The organism is Roseivivax isoporae LMG 25204 (assembly GCF_000521865.1).
GTDB classification, from domain to species: domain Bacteria; phylum Pseudomonadota; class Alphaproteobacteria; order Rhodobacterales; family Rhodobacteraceae; genus Roseivivax; species Roseivivax isoporae.
Map to the genome: position 1 here is coordinate 99680 of NZ_JAME01000012.1, position 23574 is coordinate 123253.

General features: G+C 70.5%; 18 protein-coding genes. 11 read left to right on the forward strand and 7 right to left on the reverse strand.

Annotated features, from left to right (window positions below):
- Positions 1-89: 89 nt before the first annotated feature.
- The 6 genes from RISW2_RS09745 (at position 90) to RISW2_RS09770 (ending at position 6898) form a co-directional block, all read left to right on the forward strand.
- On the forward strand, positions 90-920 hold the full coding sequence (locus RISW2_RS09745; protein WP_043769748.1) for an FAD binding domain-containing protein: 831 nt from the start codon (positions 90-92) through the stop codon (positions 918-920).
- On the forward strand, positions 917-1417 hold the full coding sequence (locus RISW2_RS09750) for a (2Fe-2S)-binding protein (RefSeq protein ID WP_043769750.1): 501 nt from the start codon (positions 917-919) through the stop codon (positions 1415-1417). The genes RISW2_RS09745 and RISW2_RS09750 overlap by 4 nt, the downstream gene beginning before the upstream one ends.
- A complete protein-coding gene (locus RISW2_RS09755) occupies positions 1414-3795 on the forward strand; it encodes a xanthine dehydrogenase family protein molybdopterin-binding subunit (RefSeq protein ID WP_043769753.1) in 2382 nt (793 codons plus the stop codon). Before RISW2_RS09750 ends, RISW2_RS09755 begins: the two co-directional genes overlap by 4 nt.
- A 52-nt stretch (positions 3796-3847) precedes the next feature.
- A complete protein-coding gene (locus RISW2_RS09760; protein WP_043769758.1) occupies positions 3848-4903 on the forward strand; it encodes a C4-dicarboxylate TRAP transporter substrate-binding protein in 1056 nt (351 codons plus the stop codon).
- 94 nt (positions 4904-4997) lie between these two features.
- Positions 4998-5576: a TRAP transporter small permease subunit gene (locus RISW2_RS09765; RefSeq protein ID WP_051491908.1), complete on the forward strand. Its 579-nt coding sequence runs from the start codon at positions 4998-5000 to the stop codon at positions 5574-5576.
- The gene (locus RISW2_RS09770; RefSeq protein WP_043769761.1) at positions 5573-6898 is read left to right on the forward strand and encodes a TRAP transporter large permease; all 1326 of its coding nucleotides are present in this window, start codon (positions 5573-5575) and stop codon (positions 6896-6898) included. Before RISW2_RS09765 ends, RISW2_RS09770 begins: the two co-directional genes overlap by 4 nt.
- A 72-nt stretch (positions 6899-6970) precedes the next feature.
- On the opposite strand, the gene RISW2_RS09775 is transcribed toward RISW2_RS09770, so the two are convergent.
- The gene (locus RISW2_RS09775; RefSeq protein ID WP_043769855.1) at positions 6971-7507 is read right to left on the reverse strand and encodes a TetR/AcrR family transcriptional regulator; all 537 of its coding nucleotides are present in this window, start codon (positions 7505-7507) and stop codon (positions 6971-6973) included.
- A gap of 85 nt (positions 7508-7592) precedes the next feature.
- Between RISW2_RS09775 and RISW2_RS09780 the strand changes: the two genes are divergently transcribed.
- Entirely contained in the window at positions 7593-9140 is a 1548-nt protein-coding gene (locus RISW2_RS09780) for an MFS transporter (protein WP_043769764.1), read from the forward strand.
- Between the two features lie 120 nt (positions 9141-9260).
- Here RISW2_RS09780 and RISW2_RS09785 read toward each other — a convergent pair whose 3' ends face one another.
- From RISW2_RS09785 to RISW2_RS09810, 6 genes are all read right to left on the reverse strand, one after another.
- On the reverse strand, positions 9261-10163 hold the full coding sequence (locus RISW2_RS09785; RefSeq protein WP_043769768.1) for a fructose bisphosphate aldolase: 903 nt from the start codon (positions 10161-10163) through the stop codon (positions 9261-9263).
- A 112-nt stretch (positions 10164-10275) separates the two neighbouring features.
- Positions 10276-11655, reverse strand: a complete 1380-nt coding sequence (locus tag RISW2_RS09790; RefSeq protein ID WP_051491909.1) for a cytochrome P450 — start codon at positions 11653-11655, stop codon at positions 10276-10278.
- Complete coding sequence (locus tag RISW2_RS09795) at positions 11652-12884, reverse strand: hypothetical protein (protein ID WP_043769771.1); 1233 nt, start codon at positions 12882-12884, stop codon at positions 11652-11654. The genes RISW2_RS09790 and RISW2_RS09795 overlap by 4 nt, the downstream gene beginning before the upstream one ends.
- Positions 12885-12982: 98 nt before the next feature.
- Positions 12983-13735 carry a cytochrome c biogenesis CcdA family protein gene (locus RISW2_RS09800; RefSeq protein ID WP_043769773.1) on the reverse strand — a complete coding sequence of 251 codons (753 nt, stop codon included), beginning with the start codon at positions 13733-13735 and terminating at the stop codon, positions 12983-12985.
- A 158-nt stretch (positions 13736-13893) separates the two neighbouring features.
- Positions 13894-16629 carry an Rne/Rng family ribonuclease gene (locus tag RISW2_RS09805; RefSeq protein ID WP_043769775.1) on the reverse strand — a complete coding sequence of 912 codons (2736 nt, stop codon included), beginning with the start codon at positions 16627-16629 and terminating at the stop codon, positions 13894-13896.
- A 628-nt stretch (positions 16630-17257) separates the two neighbouring features.
- Positions 17258-18130, reverse strand: coding sequence for an NAD(P)-dependent oxidoreductase (locus RISW2_RS09810; protein ID WP_043769778.1), 873 nt, complete (start codon positions 18128-18130; stop codon positions 17258-17260).
- 128 nt (positions 18131-18258) lie between these two features.
- Between RISW2_RS09810 and RISW2_RS09815 the strand changes: the two genes are divergently transcribed.
- The 4 genes from RISW2_RS09815 to RISW2_RS09830 form a co-directional block, all read left to right on the forward strand.
- The gene (locus RISW2_RS09815) at positions 18259-20724 is read left to right on the forward strand and encodes a penicillin acylase family protein (protein WP_043769780.1); all 2466 of its coding nucleotides are present in this window, start codon (positions 18259-18261) and stop codon (positions 20722-20724) included.
- Between the two features lie 12 nt (positions 20725-20736).
- Entirely contained in the window at positions 20737-21378 is a 642-nt protein-coding gene (locus RISW2_RS09820; protein ID WP_043769783.1) for an SOS response-associated peptidase, read from the forward strand.
- 46 nt (positions 21379-21424) lie between these two features.
- On the forward strand, positions 21425-22555 hold the full coding sequence (locus tag RISW2_RS09825) for a metallophosphoesterase family protein (protein ID WP_043769788.1): 1131 nt from the start codon (positions 21425-21427) through the stop codon (positions 22553-22555).
- On the forward strand, positions 22552-23574 hold a 1023-nt coding region (locus RISW2_RS09830), incomplete at its 3' end, for an AAA family ATPase (protein WP_043769793.1). The genes RISW2_RS09825 and RISW2_RS09830, both read left to right, overlap by 4 nt.

Sequence of the window (23574 nt, forward strand, 5' to 3'; positions counted from 1 at the left end):
AATCCCGATCGTAAGTTAAGCCTTTAAATGAGCATTAGATCATCAAGATCACATGCTCAACAGTGCTTCGGCACAGGGGAGGAACATCGATGAAGGCTTCGGTCGGGGGATATGCGCGGGCGCGCGACCTTGCGCACGCGTTCGACCTGCTCGCCGCGGCGAACGGCATGGGACGGGTGATCGCGGGCGGACAGAGCCTCGTGGCGGCGCTGAACCTCGGCCTGACCGCGGGTGACCTGCTGGTGGACATCACCGGAATCACGGATCTGCGCGGCGTCCGCGTCGAGGGGGACCACCTGCTGATCGGCGCGCTGACCCGCCACGTCGACATCGGCTCCGATCCCCTCGTCGCCGAACATGCGCCGCTGCTTGCCCGGGCGGTCCCGCTGATCGCCCACGACGCGATCCGCAACCGCGGCACGATCGGCGGCTCCCTCGCCCACGCGGATCCTGCGGCGGAATTCCCCGCCTGCATCCTCGCCCTCGGCGCCACCCTGATCGTCGAGGGTCCCGCCGGCCGCCGCGAGGTGCCGGCGGCGGACTTCTTCGTCGATGTCTTCGAGACAGCGCTGGACGAGGGCGACATCCTCACCGGCATCGCCGTCCCGTGCATCGCGGCAGACGAGCGGCACGGGATCGAGGAGGCGACCCGCCGGGCCGGGGACTACGCCATCGTGGGCCTGGCCGGCGTGCGCCGCGCCGCGGGCCACCGGATCGTCGCCTTCGGCGCCGGGCCGCGCCCGATGCTCTGCGGCGCGGCCATGGCTGCGCTGGACGCGGGCGATCTCGACGCGGCGTGCGCCGCCATCGGGGGCGAGCTCGACCCGCCCTCGGACACGCAGGGCTCCGCCGCCTATCGCCGCCACCTCGCGGGCGTGCTGCTCGGACGGCTCGCTGCCCAACTGGGAGACCCATCATGACCGACGCGTTCCGCAACCGCATCGACCTGACCTTCACCGTGAACGGCGAACAGGTGGAGGCGACCGTCCCGGCAGGCCGGCACCTGATCGACGTGCTGCGCCTCGACCTCGGACTGACCGGCAGCCATGCGGGCTGCGAGCACGGGGTCTGCGGCGCCTGCACGGTGCTGGTCGACGGCGCGCCGGTGCGCGGCTGCCTGACGCTCGCCGCGCAGGTGCAGGCGGCCGAGGTCTGGACCGTCGAGGGCCTGACCGACACCGGTGCCGTGGCCGACCTGCAGGCGGCCTTCGTGGCGCGCAACGCGCTGCAATGCGGCTACTGCACGCCGGGGATGCTGGTCGCCGCCAAGGCGCTCGTCGAGCGCGAGACGGTGCCGAGCCGCGCCGAGATCCGCGAGCACATGTCGGGCAATTACTGCCGCTGCACCGGCTACGAGGCGATCGTGGACGCGATCGAGACCGCGGCTCGCGCCCGCGCCGGGGAGGCCACAGAATGACCATCCGCTTCGACGATCCCAACCGCCCGAACAGCTATATCGGCCGCACCGTCCCCCGCCCCAACGCGGGCAAGCTGGTGGCCGGACAGGGGCGCTATGTCGACGACATCACCCTGCCCCGCATGGTCCACGTGGCCTTCGTCCGCTCGCCCCATGCCCATGCCCGCATCGTCTCGATCGATGTTGGCGACGCGCAGGCGGCGAAGGGCGTGGTGCGCATCGTGGACGGGACCGAGATGGCCACGATCTGCACCCCGTGGGAGGGCAAGCTCGCCCACCTGCAGGGGATGAAGACGCCGCCGCAGCACGCGCTTGCCGTCGACCGGGTCCGGTATCTGGGCGAGCCCGTCGTGGCCGTGGTCGCCCGGACCCGCGCCGAGGCGGAGGACGCCGCCGATCTCGTGGTCGTGGACTACGATCCGCTGCCTGCCGTGACCGACCTGATGACCGCCCTCGACGCGGACACGCCGATCATCCACGAGGGCTACGAGGACAACCTCTGCTTTCGCCGCACGAACGAGGCCGGCGACGTGGACGGCACCTTTGCCGGCGCGCACAAGGTCGTGGAAGGCTGGTTCAAGTCGGGCCGCCATACCGGCGTCACGCTCGAGCCGCGTGCGATCGTCGCCGACTGGAAGGCGGGCGAGGCCGAGCTGACCGCCCATGTCTCGAACCAGGCGCCGCACATGCTGCAGGTGCTGCTCGCCAAGCATCTCGACCTGCCCGAGAGCCGGGTGCGCGTGGTCTGCGGCGACGTGGGCGGCTCCTTCGGGGTCAAGGTGCACGTCTATCCCGACGAGGTGGCGACCGCCGCCCTGTCCAAGATGCTGGGCCGCCCGGTCAAGTTCACCGCCGACCGGCTCGAGAGCTTCCTCTCCGACATCCACGCCCGCGACCACGAGGCGACGGGCCGGATCGCGCTCGATGCCGACGGGCGCATCCTCGGCTTCGACGTCGACGACTGGGCGGCGATCGGGCCCTACTCGATCTATCCCCGCACCTCGGCGGTCGAGGGGCTTCAGGTCACCAACCTGATCGGCGGGCCCTACGCCTTCGACCACTACCGGGTGCGCTCCAGCACGGTGTTCCAGAACAAGGGCATCTGCGCGCAGTACCGCGCGGTCGGCCACCCGGTCGCGGTGGCGATCACCGAGGGGCTCGTGGACAAGGCCGCGCACGAGATGGGGATCGACCCGGTCGAGTTCCGCCGCCGCAACGTGATCCGCGACGACGCCTACCCGGTGTCGACCGTCGCGGGGCTGAAGCTCGAGGGCCTGAGCCACGAGAAGTCGCTCGATGCGCTGGTCGAGGCGATGGACTACGACGCGCTCCGCGCCGAGCAGGCGGAGCTGCGCGCCAAGGGCATCCATCGCGGCATCGGAATCGCGAGCTTCATCGAGCTCACCAACCCCTCGCCCTTCATGTACGGCATCGGCGGCGCACGCATCTCGGCGCAGGACGGCTGCACGGTGCGCATGGACCCCGACGGCTCGGTGGTGGCGCTGACCGGCGTGACCGAGCAGGGCCAGGGAACCGAGGCGATCATGGCCCAGATCGTGGCCGAGGCCGTGGGCATCCGGCCGCACATGGTCCGCGTCGTGACCGGCGACACCCGTGTCACGCCCTTCGGCGGCGGAACCTGGGCCTCGCGCGGGGCCGGGATCGGCGGCGAGGCCGCGCTGCGGGCGGGCCGCGCGCTCCGCGACCAGATCCTCGAGGTCGCCGCCTCGATGCTGCAGGGCAAGGCCGCGGCGCTCGACATCCGCGACGGCGTCATCGTCGACGCCGAGACCGGGGAGGACCGCCTGCCGATCGAGGAGGTCGGCCGGATCGTCTATTTCCGCGGCGACACGCTGCCTCCGGACCTGCCGCGCGAGCTCATGCAGACGCGCCATTACATCACGTCGAACTACCCCTACGCCTTCACCAACGGCGTGCAGGCGAGCCTCGTCGAGGTCGACCCGGACACCGGATTCGTGAAGCTGCTCAAGCACTGGTGCGTCGAGGATTGTGGGCGGATCATCAACCCGCAGCTGGTGGACGAGCAGATCCGCGGCGGCATCGTGCAGGGGATCGGCGGCGCGCTGTTCGAGGAGGTCTGCTACGACGCGGAGGGGCAGATGCTCAACGGCTCCATGGCCGACTACCTCGTGCCCATGTCGGGCGAGATGCCGGACATGGTCATTCGCCACATCGAGACGCCGACGGAGGAAGGCGCTCTCGGGGCCAAGGGCGCAGGCGAGGCAGGGACGGCCGGCGCCCCGGCCGCCATCATGAACGCGATCAACGACGCCATCCGCCCCCTGGGCGGCGAGGTCACGGCGATGCCGTTCACGCCCGAGCGCATCCTGCGCGCGCTTGGCCGGATCAGGGACTGAGACACGCGACGGGCGCCGCGACATGAAGCGCCCGGATAACGGGAGGAGAGACATGACCTACACGACCTTCACGCTTGTCGCCGCGGCCGCCATCACGGCCGGCGCGGCGCAGGCGCAGCAAACGATCACCGTCAATATCGGTTCCTCGCACCCGGAACAGAACATCTGGGTCTACGCGATGAAGAACACCTTTCAGCCGGAGGTGAACCGCATCCTCGAGGAGGCCGGCGGCGAATACGAAGTGAGCTGGAACGAGGCCTATGCCGGCACGCTCTACAAGTTCACCGACACCGCCGAGGCGGTCCAGGACGGCATCGTGGACATCGGCATGGTCGGCACGGTCTGGGAGGGCTCGACCATGCCGCTGCAGAACGTGACCTACTTCACGCCTTTCGCCACCGCCGACCACCGGATGCTGATCGAGATCTTCGACGACCTGAACGTGACCCAGGAGGACCTGGCGCAGAGCTGGGCCGACATGAACATGGTCCCGCTCTCGTCGCTGATCACCGACAGCTACGACGTCTACGCGACGTTCCCGATCAGCACGCTCGGGGACCTGCAGAACCGTCGCCTGAACGCGCCGGGCACTTCCGCGAACTGGCTTCAGGGCACCGGGGCCACGCCCGTCGACGGCGCACTGACCACCTACTACACCAACATCCAGACCGGCGTGACGGAAGGCACCCTGTCCTTCGCGTCGGGCATCCTGCCGACGCGGGTCTACGAGGTCGCGCCCGAACTCACGCGGGTCGGCATCGGCTCGATGTATTTCGGTTCCATCGCCGCGAACAAGGACTTCTTCGACGGCCTGCCCGCCCCCGTGCAGGAGGCCATGAAGGACGCCTCGGCGGCCACCTCCGTCGCCCACGGCGACTACGTGGCCGAACTGGCCGAGCGCGCGATGACCGAGATGCAGGAGGCGGGCCTCACGGTCCACGAGCTGCCCGAGGCCGAAAAGACCGCCTGGGTCGAGGGCCTGCCCGACATCGTCCAGCCCTGGCTCGACCAGACCGGCGAGGCGGGCACGCGTGTCCTGTCCGCCTATTTCGACGCGCTGCGCGAGCGTGGCGCGGAGCCGCTGCGCGCCTGGGACGAGGGCCGCTGAGGCACGCGGTCGCGCCCGCGCGCGACCGCCTTTGACTCGACCCGGGCCGCCGCGGTGACGCGGCGGCCCGGGCGCGATGGAAAGGTGAGGCCAGATGAGTGACAGCGACACGGATCCCGTCGGGCGGAGGGCCACGCCCGAGGCCGTTCCCCCGTTCGCGACCGCGCCGGTGGGCGCCGTGCTCGGCGCCACCTGCGCCGTCCTGTCCTCGGTCGGGGTGGTCTGGATCGGGCTCCTCATGCTGCTGATCGTGGCCGACGTGATCGGCCGCAACTTCTTCGATGCGCCGATCACCGGCGTGGCCGAGATCGCCGGCCATTCGGTGGTGGCGATCGTCTTCCTGCAGACTGCCGCCGCCATCATGCAGGGCCGTCTCACCCGCGCGGATTTCCTGTTCCGCCGCATCGCCCGCGGCAGCGCCCGCGTCGCCGGCGCCATCGAATCGCTCTTCTGCCTCGCGGGCGCTGCAGTCTTCGCGCTGATCGCCTACGCCTCCTGGCCCAAGATGATCGACGCCTGGATGACGGGCGAATTCTTCGGCGTGCAGGGCGTGTTCACCATCCCGACCTTCCCCTTCCGGCTGATCATCGTGATCGGCGCCCTGCTCGCGACGGCCGCGGCGCTCTACCGCGCCGTGAACCGCACCCCCCTGCCTCACGGTGACGCCGCATGACCTCCCTCGCCATCGGCTTCCTGCTCATCGGCCTGCTCGTCGTGCTGGTCATCCTCGGAATGCAGATCGCCTACGCGCTCTTCGGCGTGGCCTTCCTCGGCATCTGGCTCATCCGCGACAATTTCGAGCTGTCGCTGCGGATGCTGGAACTGACCGCCTATAGCGGCATCTCCGACTACCTCTTCGCGACGATCCCGCTCTTCGTGCTGATGGGGCTCCTCGTGAGCGTCTCGAATGTCGGGCGCGACACGTTCGAGGTGGCGGAGGCGCTGCTGCACCGCGTGCTCTGCGGTCTCGGCGTCGCCACCGTCGCCGCGAACACGATCTTCGCCGCCGTCACCGGCGTTTCCATCGCCTCGGCCGCGGTCTTCACCCGCGTCGCGGTGCCCGAGATGGAGCGCCACGGCTACCGCGCATCCTTTGCCAGCGGCACGGTCGCGGGATCCTCGGTACTCGGGATGCTGATCCCGCCGTCGCTGCTGCTCATCATCTACGGCGTCCTGGCCGAGGTCTCGATCGGGGGCATGTTCCTGGCGGGCATCATCCCGGGGCTCCTGCTTGCGGGCGGATTCATCGTCATGCTGATGGTGCTGTCCGTGCTCGCGCCGCGCCTCGTGTTCACGGATCCGGACGCCGCCCGCGACCGGCGCCGCGAAACCGGCCTGCAGATGCCGCTCTCGGTCATCGCGGCGAAGATGACGCCCATCGTCCTGCTGGTGATCCTCGTCCTCGGCGGTCTCTATTCCGGCTTCTTCACCCCCACCGAGGCCGGCGGCATCGGCGCGTTCGGGGCCTTCGTGCTCGCGCTGGCGCGCCGCAGCCTCGACCGTCACCGGCTGTGGCAGGTGATGAAGCAGACCGGCGTGATCTCGGTCTCGATCCTGCTTCTGCTCGTCGCCGCGAGTTATTACAGCCGCATGCTCTCGATCGCGGGGTTGCCCAACGCCATCTCGGGGCTTGTCACCGAGTCCGGGTTCGGGCCGGTCGGCTTCGTGCTGTTCTATGCCGGGATCGTGCTGCTCATGGGCATGATCCTCGATTCGACGTCGATCCTGCTCATCATGGTGCCCATCGCCGCGCCCATCGCCGCGGGCCTCGGGATCGACCTCAGCCAGTTCGGGATCATCACGGTGATCGCGGTCGAGATCGGCCTGCTCACACCGCCCTTCGGGATATCGGTCTTCACGGTACACAACACGTTGAATGACCCGAACACCACGGTCGAACAGATCTTCCTTGCCACGCTGCCTTTCATCGCAGTGATGCTCGCGGTGCTCCTGATCGTCGTCTGGATTCCCGCGGTCTCGACCGCCTTTCTCTGACCCCCTCGACCGCCCGACGCGGAAGGAGTGCGACCGGCAACGGCGCGCAGGACGCGTCGGCGCCGCGCGTCCTCAGGAGGTCAGGCGCGCCAGGACCGCCTCCACATCGTCGAGGAATGCGGTCCACTCGCCGTCCTCGTCGATCCCGTTCATGTGCATGAGAAAGAGCCCCTCGACCGCCAGGAAGGCCACGCGCGCCGCCTGCGCCGAAGCCGAGCTGCCGCCGAGCCGATCGAAGATGCCGCGATACCACTCCCGCGTCTCCCGCCGGTTGGCCGGGTTCTCAAGATAGCTGACCATCAGCCCTGCCATCTTGGCTTTCATAGCCGGCTGCGAGGCCCGCGTCGCCGCGATGTAACGCCTGACATAGGCCACGGGATCGTCACCCGCCGGATCGCCCAGCATGGCATCGAACTGGCCGGTCCAGCGGTCGACCAGGCCGCGCACGAGGTCGTCCTTGCTGGCGAAGGAGTACTGCACCCCGCCCTTCGACACCCCGGCAGCCTCCGCGAGCGCCCCGATCGTCAGGGCCGCGCCCCCGCCTGTGCGCACGATGTCCTCGGCGACATCCAGAAGGGCCTCGCGCGAAATCGTCGGCTTTCTTCCCATGGGGTCTCCCGGTCCGGTCATCCGGATGTTGAAATCCATACGTATGTATTTATATCCGGACCTGCAACGAGACCCAAGGTGAAACATGTCCGCCCGTCCACCCGATCCGAAGCGCTGGCTGGTGCTGCTGGCGGTGATGCTCGCGTTCCTGCCGGTCGTGCTGGACATGACGATCCTGCACGTGGCGGTGCCGACGCTCACCCAGGCGCTCGCGGCATCGAACACGCAGGTGCTGTGGATCATCGACATCTATCCGCTGCTCATGGCCGGCCTTCTGGTACCGATGGGCACCCTCGCCGACAGGGTCGGCAACCGGCGCATCCTTCTGACCGGGCTGGCGGTCTTCGGCATCGCCTCGGCGCTCGCGGGGCTTGCGCCGACCGCGCCCCTGCTGATCGTTGCACGGATGCTGCTGGCGCTCGGCGGCGCGATGATCCTGCCCTGCGTGCTGGGCATCATCCGCCGCAGCTTCGAGGACGAGGCCGAGCGCGGACTGGCGCTCGGGCTCTGGGGCACCGTCGGCGCGGCGGGTGCGGCCGTGGGACCGCTGATCGGCGGCGCGCTCCTCGCGCATTTCTGGTGGGGGTCGGTCTTCCTGATCAACGTCCCGGTGATGCTGGTCGTGCTGCCCGCCTGCTGGCTCCTGCTGCCCCGGAAAGAGGAGATCACGCACGGGCATTGGCCCATCGGGCAGGCGGTGCTGCTGATCCTCGGCATGATCTCCGCGGTCTACGCGATCAAGGCCGGCTTCGCCGCGAAGCAGTCGCCGGCCGTCGTCGTGCTGGTCCTGACCATCGGCGTGGGCCTCCTGTCGCTCTTTGTCCGCCTGCAGCTGCGCAGTCCCGCGCCGATGCTCAACCTCGCGCTGTTCGCGCGCCCCGCGATCGTCGCGGGGATCGTCATGGCCATCGTGGCGAGCGGATCGCTGGCCGGGGTCGAGCTGACGCTGGCGCAGGAACTGCAATACGTGCTGGGCAAGACGCCCCTCGAGGCCGGGATCTTCATGATCCCGATCATGGCCGCGGCCGCCCTTGGCGGACCGGTAGCGGGCTGGCTCTCCACCCGCTTCGGACTGAGGCCGGTGGCCTGCCTGTCGCTCGCCATCTCGGCGGCTGCGCTGGCCGGGCTTGCCGTGACGGAGTTCCACGATCCGGGCCCGATCGTGCCGGTGCTCCTCGCGGTCCTCGGGCTTGCCCTCAGCATCGGGCTCACCGCCTCGTCCATCGCCATCATGGGCGCAGCGGATCCGAGCGAAGCGGGCGCCGCGGGCTCGCTCGAGGCGACGGGATACGAGCTTGGCACGGGGCTCGGCATCACCCTCTTCGGCGTCTTCATGTCGGTGGTGTTCGGTCACCATCTCGTCCCGCCCGAAGGGCTGTCGGACGGTCTGGCCGAGCAGGCGTCGCGCTCGATCGGGGACGTCTACGTCGTAGGCCGGAACCTCGCGGCCGACCAGGGGGCAGCAGTGATCGCTGCCGGCAAGGCGGCGTTCTCTGTGACCCACTCGGTGCTGCTGACCACCGCCGCCGTCATGATGGGCCTGCTGACGGTCCTGGTCTACGTTCTGCTCGCTCCGGCCCGTGGCGTCACCGCCGGTGGCCACGCGGCCGGCCGCGTGAAGCGGGCCGGCTGAAGGGATCGGGCGACGCGCACCATCCGCCATGAGCCGACGGGAGGACACATCCCCGGACCAGGGACGTGCCCCGCGCGCCCCGGGCGGCCCGCGCCATGGCGGATCGCCCGGGGCGGGCTGTCAGGCCGAGGCCGCGTAGATCTTGTCGATGTTCGAACCCAGAGCGGTGTTGAACTCGGCGTCCGATTGCTGCTTCGACAGGCCCTCGGTCAGCGCGCGGCTGAACGAGGCGATCATCTTGCCGTTGCGGGCGAGGCGCGCGCAGGCGTCGTCTGTGGAATAGCCGCCCGACAGCGCCACCACGCGCAGGACGCGCGGATGATCGGCGAGCGGATCGTAGAGGTTGTCGACGCTCGGGATCGTGAGCTTCAGCATCACGGTCTCGTCCTCGGGAAGCGCGTCGAGATGCTCGAGGATCACGTCACGCAGCATCTCCTCCGCCTCGCCCTTGGTGGCGGAATGGATGTCGACCTCGGGCTCGATGATCGGCACGAGACCGGCGTTCGTCACCGTCTTGGCCACTTCGAATTGCTGCGCGACGATGGCGCGGACGCCCTCCGCATTGGCCTCGTGGATGACCGAGCGTTCCTTGGTGCCGAAGACGCCGAAACCCGCGGCCTCCTCGAGCAGCGCCTCGAGCCCCGGAATGGGCTTCATCAGCTGGACGCCGTTCACCTTGTCCTCGAGCCCCTTGTCGATCTTGAGGAAGGGCACGATGCCGCGGTCCTGCCAGAGCAGTTCGGCCACGGGCTTGCCCTCGATCGTGCCGCGCATGGTGCGCTCGAAGAGGATCGCGCCCAGCACCTTCTCGCTGGTGAAGACCGGCGCGGTCACGATGCGCGCGCGCATGGCGTGTATCTCGGCGAACATGGCCTCCTCGCCGTCATATTCGCTCTCTTCGACACCGTAGAGGCGCAGCGCCTTGGGGGTCGACCCCCCGGACTGGTCGAGGGCGGCGATGAAGCCCGCGCCGGTTTCCATGCGGCGGGCCATCTCGGCGAATGCGGCGGTATCCTTGGCCATGACTGCGCTCCCTTCCCGGCAGATTTCCTGTGCGCCAAAGCTCTAGTCGAGAGCGCGGAGCGAAGATAGATCGCTGCCCGAGGTTTATCGCTAACGGCATGCGCCGTTTCCGCTAACGGCGGGAGAGCTCCAGCCAGATGCCGTCCCGCGCCCGAACCGTCAGGTGCGCGACCGGATGCGGCACACGCCCGGCGACCGGCGCCACCCGCAGGTCGCGCAGGATCAGCGCGAGGAGAAGCGGTCCCTCGACCATGGCGAATCCGGCGCCCGGGCAGACCCGCGCCCCGGCCGAGAACGGGATGAAGGCGTCGCGCGCGCAGGCGCGGCCCGCCTCGGTGCCCCAGCGCCCGGGGTCGAAGCCGTCGGGGTCGTGCCAGAGACGTTCGTGCCGGTGCAGGTGCCAGGGGCTCAGCACCACCTGCGCGCCGCACGGCAGGTCGCGGTCGCGGAACCTTTCGGGGCGCGTCGTCTCGCGCACCATCATGGGCACCGGCGGGTAGAGGCGCAGCGCCTCGCGGAACACGTCGCGCGCCACCTTGAGCCGCGACATGTCCGTCGCCGCGCCGGTCAGGTCCTGCGCCTCGGCCGCCACGCGGCCCTGCCAGTCGGGCCGCGTGGCCAGCAGGTAGAGCGCCCAGGCCAGCGCCGAGGCCGAGGTCTCGTGCCCGGCGAGGAAGAAGATCGCCACCTGGTCCACCATCTCGGCGGTCGAGAACGTCTCGCCGGTCTCGGGATCAGCCGTGGTCATGATCTTGGTGGCGAGGTCGTCGGGCGCTGTGCCCGCCGCGATCTCGGCCCGCCGACGTTCGGTCAGGTCGGTGATGAGCGCGCGGATCCGCCGGGCCGCCGCGCGCGTGTCGCGGCGGAAGAAGCGCGGGAAGATCCGCGGCAGACGGACGAAGGCCGCGATGTTCAGGATCGGCTGGCTGCGCTGGTAGGCGCGGAACTCGCGAAAGACGGCCTGCGCGAGACTGTCCTCGATCGGCAGCGAAAAGAGCGTGCGGAAGATCACGTCGGCGGCGGCGTGGCTCGTCTCGGCCTCGATCTCGACCGCGCGGCCGGCCCGGGCGCCGAGCCGCGCGGCGGCTGCGGTGCCCGCGGCCCACATGGGCGCCCAGGTGTCGCGCAGCCGCCCGCCCTCGAAGGCCGGGTCGATGATGCGGCGCTGACGCTCCCACGTCGCGCCGTTGGTCAGGAACACGCTGTCCCCGAGAAGCGGCCGCAGGCCTTCACCGATCCGGTTGGATTTCGGGAAATCCGCCGGGCGCTCCCGCAGGACGGTGCGCACGAGGTCGGGCTGGTTCACGAGGAACGAGCGGAAGAACGGCGTGCGGAACTCGGCCATCCAGGCGCGGTAGAGCCGCGCAGGCTGTGCCGACAGGATGTCCTGCCGGAAGAGCCGGGCATAGCGCCAGAGCGACACGCGGTCCGCCCGCGCCACGGGCTTGGGCGGCGTCGGGGCCGCGAGCGTCTCGGGGACGGGCGCGGTCATGCCGCCATCGAGGTGTATTTCGACACCGCGACGTCGATCCGGCTGGCCGAGGGCGGCCGGCCGTCATACCGCGCGGCGAGCGACAGGGGCCCCGCGGTGATGCGGAAATAATCGTAGTCGCGCGGCGCGTCGAAGGCGCAGAGATACTGGAAGTGCAGCCGGAAGAACCGCCAGCGCAGCGCGCGCCAGCGTTCCGGAGAGAGCGTCCGCGTGAACTGCGCGGAAAACACGAGCGGCCACTTCTTGTCCGGCGGTGCGACTCCCGACACCGCGACCGGGTCGCAGAGCGCGAAGGCGCAGCCGTCGCCCGGCGCGGTCACGTCCACCCAGGTCAGCTCGTCCCGGCGGCTGAGCTCGTGCAGGTCGGCGCGCAGGCGGTCGGCGCGCGGCAGGAACGACACCATGGGCACCACCTGCCCCAGCGACAGGAACGCGAGCCGCGGCCCGGACGCCGGCACGCGCCCCTGCCGGACCAGGTCGGCCAGGATCGAGACGCCCAGATGCGCGCCCGAGGAATGGCCGACCACCAGGACCTCGTCGGCGTCGGTCCCGAGCGCCGCGGCGATCACGTCGCCGAACGCGGCCATGCGCGCCTCGAGCGGCGGCGGACTGGCCCCTTTCCAGCGCGCGGAATAGGCGTAGTCGTGCATGAGGTAGTAGGCGAGGAACCTGCCGTCGCGGCGCTTGAACCACCGCAGGACCCCGATCGCCGCCGCGATCCCGGCCGCGGCCCCGAGGACCCCGCCGAGCGGCCCGGGCAGGACGGCGAGCACCGCGGCGAGACCCGCCCAGAGCGCCACGCCGGTTCCCGTGGCCAGCGCCAGCTGCAGCAGCAGCATGCCCACCGGGTAAAGCGCCGCGATCACCGGTCCCTTGCGCAGCCTCATGAGCCGACGCAGCGCGCCCGAGGCGATGTAGGTCCAGGCCGTGCGCACGAGCTGGCCGTAGGTCGCGGGGATCGAGTTAGACATGCTGTCGCGCACGATGTCGGACCAGACCAGGACCTCCACGTCGGCCGCGCTGTCGCAGCCGTCCATGCGCGCGGTCACGTGCCAGCCATAGGGCCCCTTTGTGGTCCTCGGCTTCAGCGCGATCTCGTAGCCCGAGATCCGCGCCTGCGCGCTGCCCTCGGTGCGGTAGAGCTCGCGGTAGCGGCGGGGATGGATGGGGTCGTAGCCCGGGATGTAGAACACCCTGCGCCGCCTCACGTCCTGGCGCGTCTCGACCATACCCGTCACCCCGGCTGCACTCGCCACCTTGACCGAACCGTATCAGGATACACGCCGTTTCCGGCAGGTTTAAGGCGAAACTGCGGGGTGCGCCCGGCTCAGCCGAGCATGGCGAGCGCGGGGAAGGTCTCGAGCAGCCAGAACGACACGGCCGAGAACGCGCCCGTCACCAGCGCGGTGCCGACCGCGATCAGGAGCAGGCCCATCACCCGCTCGATCGTCTTCATATGCCGCTTGATGCGGTTCATCAGGTGCATCGCCCGCGACAGGAACAGCGCCGCCAGCAGGAACGGGATGCCGAGCCCCGCGGCATAGATGCCGAGCAGCACCGTGCCCCGCGCCACGTTGGCCTCGGACGCGGCGAGCGACAGGATCGCGCCCAGCTGCGGGCCGATGCAGGGGGTCCAGCCGAACGCGAAGGCGAGCCCCAGGATGTAGGCGCCGAAGGCCGACCCGCCGCTGTCGCCCGCGTCGAGCCGCGCTTCCTGGTCGAGGAACGGGATGCGGAAGACGCCGAGGAAATGCAGGCCGAACACGATCACCACCAACCCCGCGATGCGCGAGAGGAGGATTTGGTTCTGCAGGAAGAACGCGCCGAAGGCCGAGGCGGTGAAGCCGAGGAGGACGAAGACAGTCGACAGCCCCAGCACGAAGAACAGCGCCGCGAGCCCGGCCTTGGCGCGGGCGGACCCGCCCGCCTGCATCTCGGTCACCGACACGCCCGACATGAAGGCAAGGTAGGGCGGCACGATGGGCAGGACGCAAGGCGACAGGAACGAGATCACGCCCGCGGCCAGCGCCACGAACATGGCGGGCAGAAGGCCCGCGTCGATGATCTCGATTCCGAACATGCGCCCTGTCTATGCCATCGCACCGGGCGCGTCACCCGCCCTGCCCGTCACAAGCCCGTGGCGCTGCTGACATAATTGCCCTGCCCCCGGAACGCCGACGGCGCGCCCCGGGAATCGGGACGCGCCGCCTGTCGGTGTCGCCGAGATCCGCGCCGGGCTCAGAGCCCGAGCGACCACCAGCCGCGTTTCTTGGGCTTGCGCTGGCCGTCGTCGCCGTCCGCATCGGCGTCGGCCGTCGCGGGCTCGAGATCGGCCTCGCGCGGCTCGGGCGTCGTCGCCTCGGGCTCGTCCTCCCGACGGGGTGCCTCGGGGGCCGCGTCCTCGGCCGGGGCCGGTGCGCTCGGCGCCGGTTCGGCAGCCGCCTGTTCCGGCTCGGACGCCGGCTCGGGCTGGACCTCCGCCTCCGGTTCGGCCGGGGCTTCGGCGACCGGTTCGGGCGCCGGTGCCGGGGCCTCGGGCTCCGGCTCCGGCTGGGCCTGCTCTGCTGCCGCGGCATCCGTCTCGGGGGCCGGATCGGCCTTGCGGCGGCGCGACCGCGACCGGGTGCGCTTGGGCTTCTCGGCGGGCTCTTCGGCCGCAGCCGCGTCCGCCTGTTCAGCCGGCGCGGCCTCTGCCTGGGCTTCGGCCTCGGCCGCGACAGGCGCGGCCTCCGCCTGCTCGGACGCGGGCTCCGCCGCGGCCGGAGCCGCCTCCGCCGGCGTGTCGGCCTGGCCCTCGGACTGCGTGTCCGCGCGTTCGTCGTGCGCGCCCTCGCCATTGCCCTTCGACTTGGACTTCCGGCGGCGGCGGCGGCGGCGCTTCGGCTTCTGGTCGCCCTCGCCCTGCTCGCCGGCCTCCGAGGTTCCGTTCTCCTCGGTCTCCTGCGCGGTGTCGTCCTCGTCCTCGGCCTCGTCGATGTCGTCCTCGATCTGGTCCTCGTCGACGAGATCCATGAGCGCGGCATTGGCCGAGATCACCGGCGAGGTCACCTCGGGCACCGACCGGGTCGCGGTCTTGAACTTCTCCATCGTGAAGTCGGGGCTGACCATGGACGGATCGCCCTCGATGCGCACGGCCATGCCGTAGCGCAGCTCGATCGCCGCGATGTGCTCGCGCTTCTGGTTCATCAGGAAGTTCGCGATGCCCACCGGCGCCCGCACGAGAACCTCGCGCGACCGGCGGCGGACGCCTTCCTCCTCGATCTGGCGCAGCACCTGCAGCGCCATGTTGTCGTCCGAGCGGATGAGGCCGGTGCCGTGGCAGGCGGGGCAAGGCTGCGTGGTCGCCTCGATCATCCCCGGGCGCAGGCGCTGGCGCGACATCTCGAGCAGGCCGAAGCCGGAGATGCGGCCCACCTGGATGCGCGCGCGGTCGGTCTTGAGTTTGTCCTTCAGCTTCTTCTCGACGGCGGCGTTGTTCTTGCGCTCGTCCATGTCGATGAAGTCGATGACGATGAGGCCCGCGAGATCGCGCAGGCGCAGCTGCCGCGCCACTTCCTCGGCCGCCTCGAGGTTGGTCTTAAGCGCCGTCTCCTCGATCGAGCCTTCCTTGGTGGCCCGGCCGGAGTTGACGTCGATCGCCACCAGCGCCTCGGTCACGCCGATCACGATGTAGCCGCCCGACTTCAGCTGCACCGTCGGGTTGAACATGCCCGACAGGTAGGATTCGACCTGGTGGCGCGCGAAGAGCGGCATCGCGTCGTTGTAGTGCTTCACGTTCTTCGCGTGGGACGGCATGATCATCTTCATGAAGTCCTTGGCGATGCGGTAGCCGCGCTCGCCCTCCACGAAGACCTCGTCGATGTCGCGGTTGTAGAGGTCACGGATCGACCGCTTGATGAGGTCGCCTTCCTCGTAGATCTTGGCGGGCGCGATGGACCGCAGGGTCAGGTCGCGGATCTGTTCCCACAGCCGCTGCAGGTACTCGTAGTCGCGCTTGATCTCGGTCTTGGTCCGCTTGGCGCCCGCGGTGCGGATGATGAGCCCCGCGCCCTTCGGCACGTCGATCGACGACGCGATCTCCTTGAGCTTCGAGCGGTCCGCGGCATTGGTGATCTTGCGGCTGATGCCGCCGCCGCGCGCGGTGTTGGGCATGAGCACGCAATAGCGGCCCGCCAGCGAGAGGTAGGTGGTGAGCGCCGCGCCCTTGTTGCCGCGCTCCTCCTTGACGACCTGCACGAGCAGGATCTGCCGGACCTTGATGACCTCCTGGATCTTGTACTTCCGCGACCGCGTCTTGCGCGGCGGGCGGATGTCTTCCTCGGTGTCGTCGTCGGCGACGGATTCGATGCTGTCGTCGTCACGCATCGCGGCTTCGCGGGGCCCGGCGTCGTCCTGCGGCTCGGGCTGGGTGTCGGGTTCCTCGACGGGCGTCTCCTGCACCGTCTCCATGGGCGACAGGCCCTCGCCGGGATGGCCGGCCTCGGCCCGCTGGTCGTCCTCGCCCTCGGCATCGTCGAGGTCGATGGTCTCCATCCCGCGGATCTCGTCCGGCGAGCGACCGCCCTCGGGATCCTTGGCGGCGATCTTGTCGCCCTTGCCGGCGGCCTCGGCCTTGGGGCGCGTTCCGCTGCGGCGGCGCGAGCGGGTCGCCTTCGGGCGCCCCTCCTCCTCGGCCTCGGCACGGGCCGCGGCCTCTTCCTCCTCCATCAGCGCCTGACGGTCGGCGACGGGGATCTGGTAGTAATCCGGATGGATTTCCGAGAAGGCGAGGAAGCCGTGCCGGTTCCCGCCGTAATCGACGAACGCCGCCTGCAGCGACGGTTCGACCCGCGTCACCTTTGCGAGGTAGATGTTCCCCGCGAGCTGACGCTTGTTCTCGGATTCGAAGTCGAATTCCTCGACCTTGTTGCCGTCCACCACAACGACGCGGGTCTCTTCCGCGTGGGTGGCGTCGATGAGCATTTTCTTTGCCATGAAGTCCGTTTGCACGCGATGGCGCGGCCGCGCCCCGAAGGGCCCGACGCGGGATCGCGGTGTCTTGTCTGGGCGATGCGGCGCAGAGCGGCGGAACGCGGAGCGTCGTCCGTCATCCTCTGCCTCGTGCTCGGTGCGCGCGTCATCGCGGTTCTTCTCCGACGCGGAGGTGGCGTGCGGCCGATTAGGCCGTGATGCGCGCCCCGCGCCCGTTCTTGCCCTCCGCGTTCGCGCGGCCGGGCGGTTCGGTGTGGCCAGAAAGGCCGGATCGGTCTGGCCAGAGGACCGCGGAGATATCCACCGTCGGTCCAAAGCCCAGCGAATCTGTCAAGCGCTGCCACCGCGTTTCCGCTCTGGCAGCCCGTCGTCAAGCATACGCCGAGCCGAAGCGGAAACACAATGGGCAATTGCAGGGTCGCACCTGCAGGGCGATGCGGCCGGCATCGCGGCGCCGCCCCGTTCCCTGGGCGCGAGCGCACCGAAGAAATCTTCTTTATCTCAGAGTGCTGCGGCCCGTCTTTCATGTCCGAGCCTGCGCATGCGGCACGCAACCGGAGTGGAGAGATACTCGCGATACGTGCATCTCTCCCGTGCACGATCCTGTCAGACGTTGTCCCCGGGGCGGCGATCAGCCCGCCTCGCGCAGCCGCTTGAACAGGCTCGACGTGTCCCAGCGGCCGCCGCCCATCTTCTGGACGTCCTTGTAGAACTGGTCGACCAGCGCCGTCACCGGCAGCGAGGCGCCCACCTCGTCGGCGGCCATCAGGCAGATCGACAGGTCCTTGCGCATCCAGTCGACGGCGAAGCCGTGCGTCCAGTGGTCGTCGAGCATGGTCTCGTAGCGGTTTGCCATCTGCCACGATCCCGCGGCGCCCTGGCTGATGACCTCGACCACCGCGCGGCCGTCGAGCCCTGCCTTCTCGGCGAAGTGCAGCGCCTCGCTGAGGCCCTGGACGAGCCCCGCGATGGCGATCTGGTTGCACATCTTGGTCATCTGGCCGGCGCCGCTGTCGCCGATGCGGCGGCAGAGTTTGGCATAGACCGACATCACGGGCTCCGCCGCGTCGTAATGCGGCGCGTCGCCGCCGCACATGATGGAGAGCTGCCCGTTCTCGGCGCCGGCCTGTCCGCCCGAGATCGGCGCGTCCACGAACCCGACGCCCTTCTCGGCGAAGGCCGCGTGCAGCTCGGCCGTCACCCGCGCGGAGACGGTGGTGTGGTCGACGAAGACCGCGCCTTCGGCCATCCCTGCAAGCGCGCCGTCCGGCCCGAGGCAGACCGATCGCAGGTCGTCGTCGTTGCCGACGCAGGCCATCACGAATGCCGCGCCCTCGGCCGCCTCGCGTGGGGTCGAGGCCCGCGCGCCGCCATGCGCCTGTGTCCAGGCCTCGGCCTTTTGCGCGGTGCGGTTGTAGACCGTGACCTCGTGGCCGGCCTTCTGCAGGTGCCCCGCCATGGGATAGCCCATCACGCCCAGCCCCAGGAATGCGACCTTCGCCATCTTCTACCTCCTCACGATCCGGTGCGCGGGCTTTGTCGCCCCGCGCCGCCGCCCTTGGCAAGGGCGGGTGTTGGGTTTAGTGCAAAAGCAGGTCCTCGCCTCAGCTTACGGACAGGAGACGAACGGTCATGCGGCACATCTTCCGTTGGCTCGTGCGGCTGACCTCGGCCGCGATCGTGCTCGCGGTGGCCGCGACCGGCCTCGCCTATTACCTCGCCTCGCATTCGCTGCCCGACTACACGCGATCGGTGGCCGTCGAGGGGCTGACCGCCGATGTCGAGATCGTGCGCGACAACTCGAACGTGCCGCACATCTTCACCCGGTCGGACCGCGACGCGTTCTTCGGGCTGGGCTACGTCCACGCGCAGGATCGGCTGTGGCAGATGATGCTCCTGCGGCGCACCGCCCAGGGCCAGCTTTCCGAGATCTTCGGCACCCGCACGGTCGAGACCGACACGCTGCTGCGCCGGCTCGACATCTACAATCTCGCGCGCGCGTCGGTCGAGGCGCAGGACGCCCGCACACGCGACGCGCTCGAGGCGTACGCGGCCGGCGTCAATGCCCGCATCGACGAGATCAACCGGCGCAGCCTCGGCCGCGGCGCCCCGGAATTCTTCCTGTTCGACGCGGCGCTGGCGCCCTGGCAGCCCGCGGATTCGATCGCGCTGATCAAGCTCATGGCGCTGCAGCTCTCGGGCCACCTGTCCGAGGAAGTGCTGCGCGCGCGCACATCTCTCGCGCTCGAGGATGCCGACCGCCTGGCCGACATCCTGCCCGACGTGCCCGGCGAGGGCATCGCCGCCCTGCCCGACTATGCGAGCCTCGCACCCGGCGCTCGGCGCCACGCCATGGCCGGCGGGGACGGCTCGGGCGATTTTCTCTGGCCGGTACCCGCGCGCGGTCTCGCCGGCGCCTCGAACGCCTGGGCCGCGGCGCCCGACCGTTCGGCCGGCGGCGGCACGCTGCTCGCGGGCGATCCGCATCTCGGCTTCACCGCGCCGTCCATCTGGTATCTCGCCCGGATGCAGCTCAGCTCGGGCGGGGTGATCGGCGGCACAATTCCCGGCATCCCCGCCATCATGGTCGGCCGGTCCGAGACGCTCGGCTGGTCGATCACGTCCTCCTATCTCGACGACCAGGATCTGCACCTCGAGGAACTGAACCCTGACAATCCGCAGGAATATCGCACGCCCGACGGCTGGAAGGCGTTCCGCACCCGCCGCTCGATCGTCAAGATCAACGACGCAGCCCCGATCACGCTGACGCTGCGCTGGACCGAGAACGGGCCGGTGCTGCCCGGCTCGTCCTTCGATCTCGGCACGATCACGCCCGAAGGCCACGTGATGTCGCTGTCCTGGACGGCGCTGTCGTCGAGCGACACGTCGATGAGCGCGGCCATCGCGCTCATGCACGCGCCCGATGTCGACGCCGCGCTCGAGGCCTCCGAGCTCTACATCGCGCCGTCGCAGAACCTGACCGTCATCGACGACGGCCGCATCGCCATGAAGGTGATCGGCGCCATGCCGGCACGCGACCCGCGCCACCAGAGCCGCGGCCGCCTGCCCGCGCCGGGCTGGATCGCCGAGAACCGCTGGCAGGGACGGCTGCCCTACGCGGACAACCCCGAATTCGTCGCGCCCGAGGGCGGCATCGTCGGCAACACCAACAACAAGGTGATCGACCGGCCCTTCCCGAACCACATGAGCTATGCCTGGGGCGACAGCCAGCGGATCATGCGCTGGCAGGCGATGATGCAGGGCCGCGCCGTGCATACACGCGACAGCTTCATCGAGGCACAGCTCGACACGGTGTCGCCGGCCGCGCGCACCCTCCTGCCGCTGATCGGTGCCGACCTCTGGTTCACCGGCGAGGCCGCGCCCGAGGGCACGCCCGAACGGCGCCGCCAGCGGGCGCTCGAGCTCCTTGCCGACTGGAACGGCGAGATGAACGAGCACCTGCCCGAACCGCTGATCTACGCGGCATGGCTCCGGGCGCTGCAGGACCGGCTGATCCGCGACGACCTCGGCCCGCTCGCGGGCGAGTTCGACCATGTGGAGCCGCTCTTCATCGAGCGGGTATTCCGCGACGTGGACGGGGCGGCGGCGTGGTGCGACGTGCGGCAGTCCGCCGCCGAGGAGACCTGCACCGACACCGCGCGGCAGGCGCTCGACGACGCGCTGGTCTGGATCGACGAGACCTTCGGGACGGCGCTCGAATCGCTGCGCTGGGGCGACGCGCACGAGGCGACACACGACCATCCCGTGCTGGGCGAGGTGCCGCTCCTGCGGTACTTCGTGAACATCCGCCAGTCCACCTCTGGTGGCGACTTCACGCTCCAGCGCGGGCGCACCGCGGGACGCGGCCCGCAGCCCTTCCTCAACGTGCATGGCGCGGGCTACCGGGGGGTCTACGATTTCGGCGACCCGGATTCGTCGGTCTTCATCATCTCGACCGGCCAGTCGGGGCATTTCCTGTCGCGCCATTACGACGACCTGGGCCAGCTCTGGCGGCGCGGCGAATACATCCCCATGTCGCTCGATCCCGAACTCGCCCGCGCGGCGTCGGTGGGCGTGACCCGGTTGACGGCCGAGTGAGGGCGGCGGGCCGTGTGCAACCTCTATTCCATGTCCAAGGGCCAGGCCGCGATCCGCGAGCTTTTCGACGGCCTCGTCGACCGTGCGGGGAACCTGCCGGAGCTGACCGAGATCTATCCCGACTACGCCGCCCCCGTGGTGCGGCGCGGCGCGGACGGACCGGAACTGGCGCAGGCGCGCTGGGGCCTGCCCTCGCCGGCCTTCGCGCTCGAGGGCAAGAAGGTCGACCGCGGCGTGACCAACGTGCGCAACACCGGCTCGCCCCACTGGCGGCGCTGGCTCGGTCCCGCGCATCGCTGCCTCGTGCCGTTCACCGCCTTTTCCGAACCGGCCCGCACTCCCGAGGGCAGATACGCGCCCGCATGGTTCGCGCCGCGGGAAGCGGGCGAGATCCTGTTCTTCGCGGGGATCTGCGTGCCGGGATGGACCTCGGTCCGCAAGCTGAAGGAGGGCGCGGTCACCGCGGACCTCTACGCGTTCCTGACGACCGCACCCAACGCCGAGGTCGGGCGCGTGCATCCCAAGGCGATGCCCGTCATCCTGACCAGCGCCGAGGCGCGCGAGACCTGGCTCGACGCGCCCTGGGACACGGCCCGGGCGCTGCAGCGCCCGCTGCCCGACGACGCGCTGCGGGTGATCGACGGGCCGATCTGACCGCCTGCGCCGCGGCCCCCGAGACGACCTCCAACCGGAGCCCCGCATGACCACCTTCCGCTTCATCCACGCCTCGGACCTGCATCTCGGCCGGCGGTTCGGCACCATCCCCGAGCCGCCCGACGGCAACGTGCGCGGCCGCCTGATGGAGGCCCGGCACGGCGCCATCGACCGGCTGGCTGCCGCCGCGCGGCAGCACGGGGCGGGCCACGTGCTGCTGGCCGGCGACACGTTCGACACCGCGACGCCGTCCGACACCGTGATGCGGCAGGCCCTCGGTGCCATGGCGGCGGCCGCGGACGTGACCTGGTGGCTCCTGCCCGGCAACCACGACAACCTGCGCGACGCCGAACCATTGTGGGAGGCGATCCGGCGCGACGGCCCCGCCAACGTGCGCGCACTGGCCGAGGCCGCGCCGGTCGCGATGACGGAGGGCGCGACGCTCCTGCCCTGCCCGGTCGCCTGGCGGTCCTCGGGCCGCGACCCGAGCGAACCGCTCGCGGCGATGGAAAGCCCCGCCGGCGCGCTGCGCATCGGGCTTGCCCATGGCGGGGTCACCGACTTCACCGAAAGCGGCGAGAGCATCCCGCCCGACCGCGATCGGACCGCCGGGCTCGACTACCTCGCACTCGGCGACTGGCACGGGCGCATGGCCGTCGGACCAAGGGTGCACTATTCCGGCAGCCCCGAGCAGGACCGCTTCAAGCATGCGCGCCGCGGCGTCTGCCTCGCCGTCACGCTGGCGGCGGGAGCCGAACCCGATATTGCCGAGGTCGAGACCGGCCTCTTTCTCTGGGACGAGCGCGACCTCGCGCTGTCCGACGGACAGGACCCGGCCGCGGCGCTCGCGGCGGTCCTGCCGGACGCCGGGCGGCGCGACATCCTTCTGCGGGTGCGTGCCGAGGGCTGGATCGGGCTTGCCGAGCGGACCGAGCTTGTCCGCGCAGCCGACCGCGTCGCGCCGGAATTCGCGCATTTCGAACTGGCGGCCGACGGGCTGCAGACCCGCCACGATCCCGCGGACCTGGACGAGATCGACCGCGCGGGCGCGCTCCGGCAGGCGGCAGGCGCGCTCATGGCCGCGGCCGACGACCCGGACCTCTCGCGCACCGACCGCGAGGTCTCGCGCGACGCACTCGCCCGCCTCTATGCCTACGTGAAGGACGCCAGCGCATGAAACTGCGGGCCATCGCCCTGAACAATGTCCGCCGCTTCACCGCGCCTGCGCGGCTCGACGGGATCGGCGACGGGCTGAACGTGCTCTGCGAACCGAACGAGCGCGGCAAGTCCACGCTCTTCGACGCGCTGCAGGCGCTGTTCTTCGCCCCTCATGGGTCGCGCGCGCAGGAGGTGAAGGCGCTGCAGCCCCATGCGGGCGGCGCCCCCGAGGTGTCGGTCGACGTCGAGACCCCGGAGGGACGTTTCACCCTCGCCAAGCGCTGGCTGTCGAAGCCCGCCGCGACCGTGCACCGCGACGGCCGGCTCGTGGCGCAGGCAGACGCCGCCGAGGCGTGGATCGCGGACCTGCTGGGCGGCGGCGACGGCAGCCCGGCGGGCCTCGTCTGGGTGCGGCAGGGTATGACCGGCTTCGCCGGCGGCAGCCGCAAGGACCAGGAGGCGGCGCTCGCCGCGCGGCGCGACCTGATGTCGTCGGTCGGCCACGAGGTCGAGGCGATGACCGGCGGGCGGCGCATGGACGCGGCGCTGGCCCGCGCCCGGAGCGAGCTGGGCGAGCTCGTGACCCCCACCGGCCGACCGCGGGTCGGCGGCCCGCTCAAAGCCGCGCAGGACCGCGTGGCCGCGGCGACCGAACGGCGCGACGCGCTGGACGCGACGGCACACGCCCTGCACGACGCGCTCGACACCCGCCGCCGGCTGCGCCGTGATCTGGCCGAGATCGAGGCGCCCGACGCGGCCGAGACCCGCCGCCGCAGGCTGGCCGAGGCAACGGCGGCGCATGCCGCCGCGCAGCGTCACGCCGAGGCGGTCGAGGCCGAGGCCCGCAAGGTCGAGGCCGCGCGCCTCACCCTCGTCGGCGCGCAGGGCAAGCTCGAGACGCTCCGCGCCACGCTCGCCGAGCAGCGGGGCGCAGCGCAGGAGGCCGCCGGCGCCGAGGAGGCCGCGACCCGTGCCGCGGCGGACCGCGAGAGCGCGCGCGTCGCGATGGGCACGGCAGAGGCCGCGCTCGACGCCGCG

Bases quoted from the DNA above. Each gene is read 5' to 3' on its own strand.
- RISW2_RS09745 (WP_043769748.1), top strand. From the start codon at position 90: ATGAAGGCTTCGGTCGGGGGATATGCGCGGGCGCGCGACCTTGCGCAC.
- RISW2_RS09750 (WP_043769750.1), top strand. From the start codon at position 917: ATGACCGACGCGTTCCGCAACCGCATCGACCTGACCTTCACCGTGAAC.
- RISW2_RS09755 (WP_043769753.1), top strand. From the start codon at position 1,414: ATGACCATCCGCTTCGACGATCCCAACCGCCCGAACAGCTATATCGGC.
- RISW2_RS09760 (WP_043769758.1), top strand. From the start codon at position 3,848: ATGACCTACACGACCTTCACGCTTGTCGCCGCGGCCGCCATCACGGCC.
- RISW2_RS09765 (WP_051491908.1), top strand. From the start codon at position 4,998: ATGAGTGACAGCGACACGGATCCCGTCGGGCGGAGGGCCACGCCCGAG.
- RISW2_RS09770 (WP_043769761.1), top strand. From the start codon at position 5,573: ATGACCTCCCTCGCCATCGGCTTCCTGCTCATCGGCCTGCTCGTCGTG.
- RISW2_RS09775 (WP_043769855.1), bottom strand. From the start codon at position 7,507: ATGGGAAGAAAGCCGACGATTTCGCGCGAGGCCCTTCTGGATGTCGCC.
- RISW2_RS09780 (WP_043769764.1), top strand. From the start codon at position 7,593: ATGTCCGCCCGTCCACCCGATCCGAAGCGCTGGCTGGTGCTGCTGGCG.
- RISW2_RS09785 (WP_043769768.1), bottom strand. From the start codon at position 10,163: ATGGCCAAGGATACCGCCGCATTCGCCGAGATGGCCCGCCGCATGGAA.
- RISW2_RS09790 (WP_051491909.1), bottom strand. From the start codon at position 11,655: ATGACCGCGCCCGTCCCCGAGACGCTCGCGGCCCCGACGCCGCCCAAG.
- RISW2_RS09795 (WP_043769771.1), bottom strand. From the start codon at position 12,884: ATGGTCGAGACGCGCCAGGACGTGAGGCGGCGCAGGGTGTTCTACATC.
- RISW2_RS09800 (WP_043769773.1), bottom strand. From the start codon at position 13,735: ATGTTCGGAATCGAGATCATCGACGCGGGCCTTCTGCCCGCCATGTTC.
- RISW2_RS09805 (WP_043769775.1), bottom strand. From the start codon at position 16,629: ATGGCAAAGAAAATGCTCATCGACGCCACCCACGCGGAAGAGACCCGC.
- RISW2_RS09810 (WP_043769778.1), bottom strand. From the start codon at position 18,130: ATGGCGAAGGTCGCATTCCTGGGGCTGGGCGTGATGGGCTATCCCATG.
- RISW2_RS09815 (WP_043769780.1), top strand. From the start codon at position 18,259: ATGCGGCACATCTTCCGTTGGCTCGTGCGGCTGACCTCGGCCGCGATC.
- RISW2_RS09825 (WP_043769788.1), top strand. From the start codon at position 21,425: ATGACCACCTTCCGCTTCATCCACGCCTCGGACCTGCATCTCGGCCGG.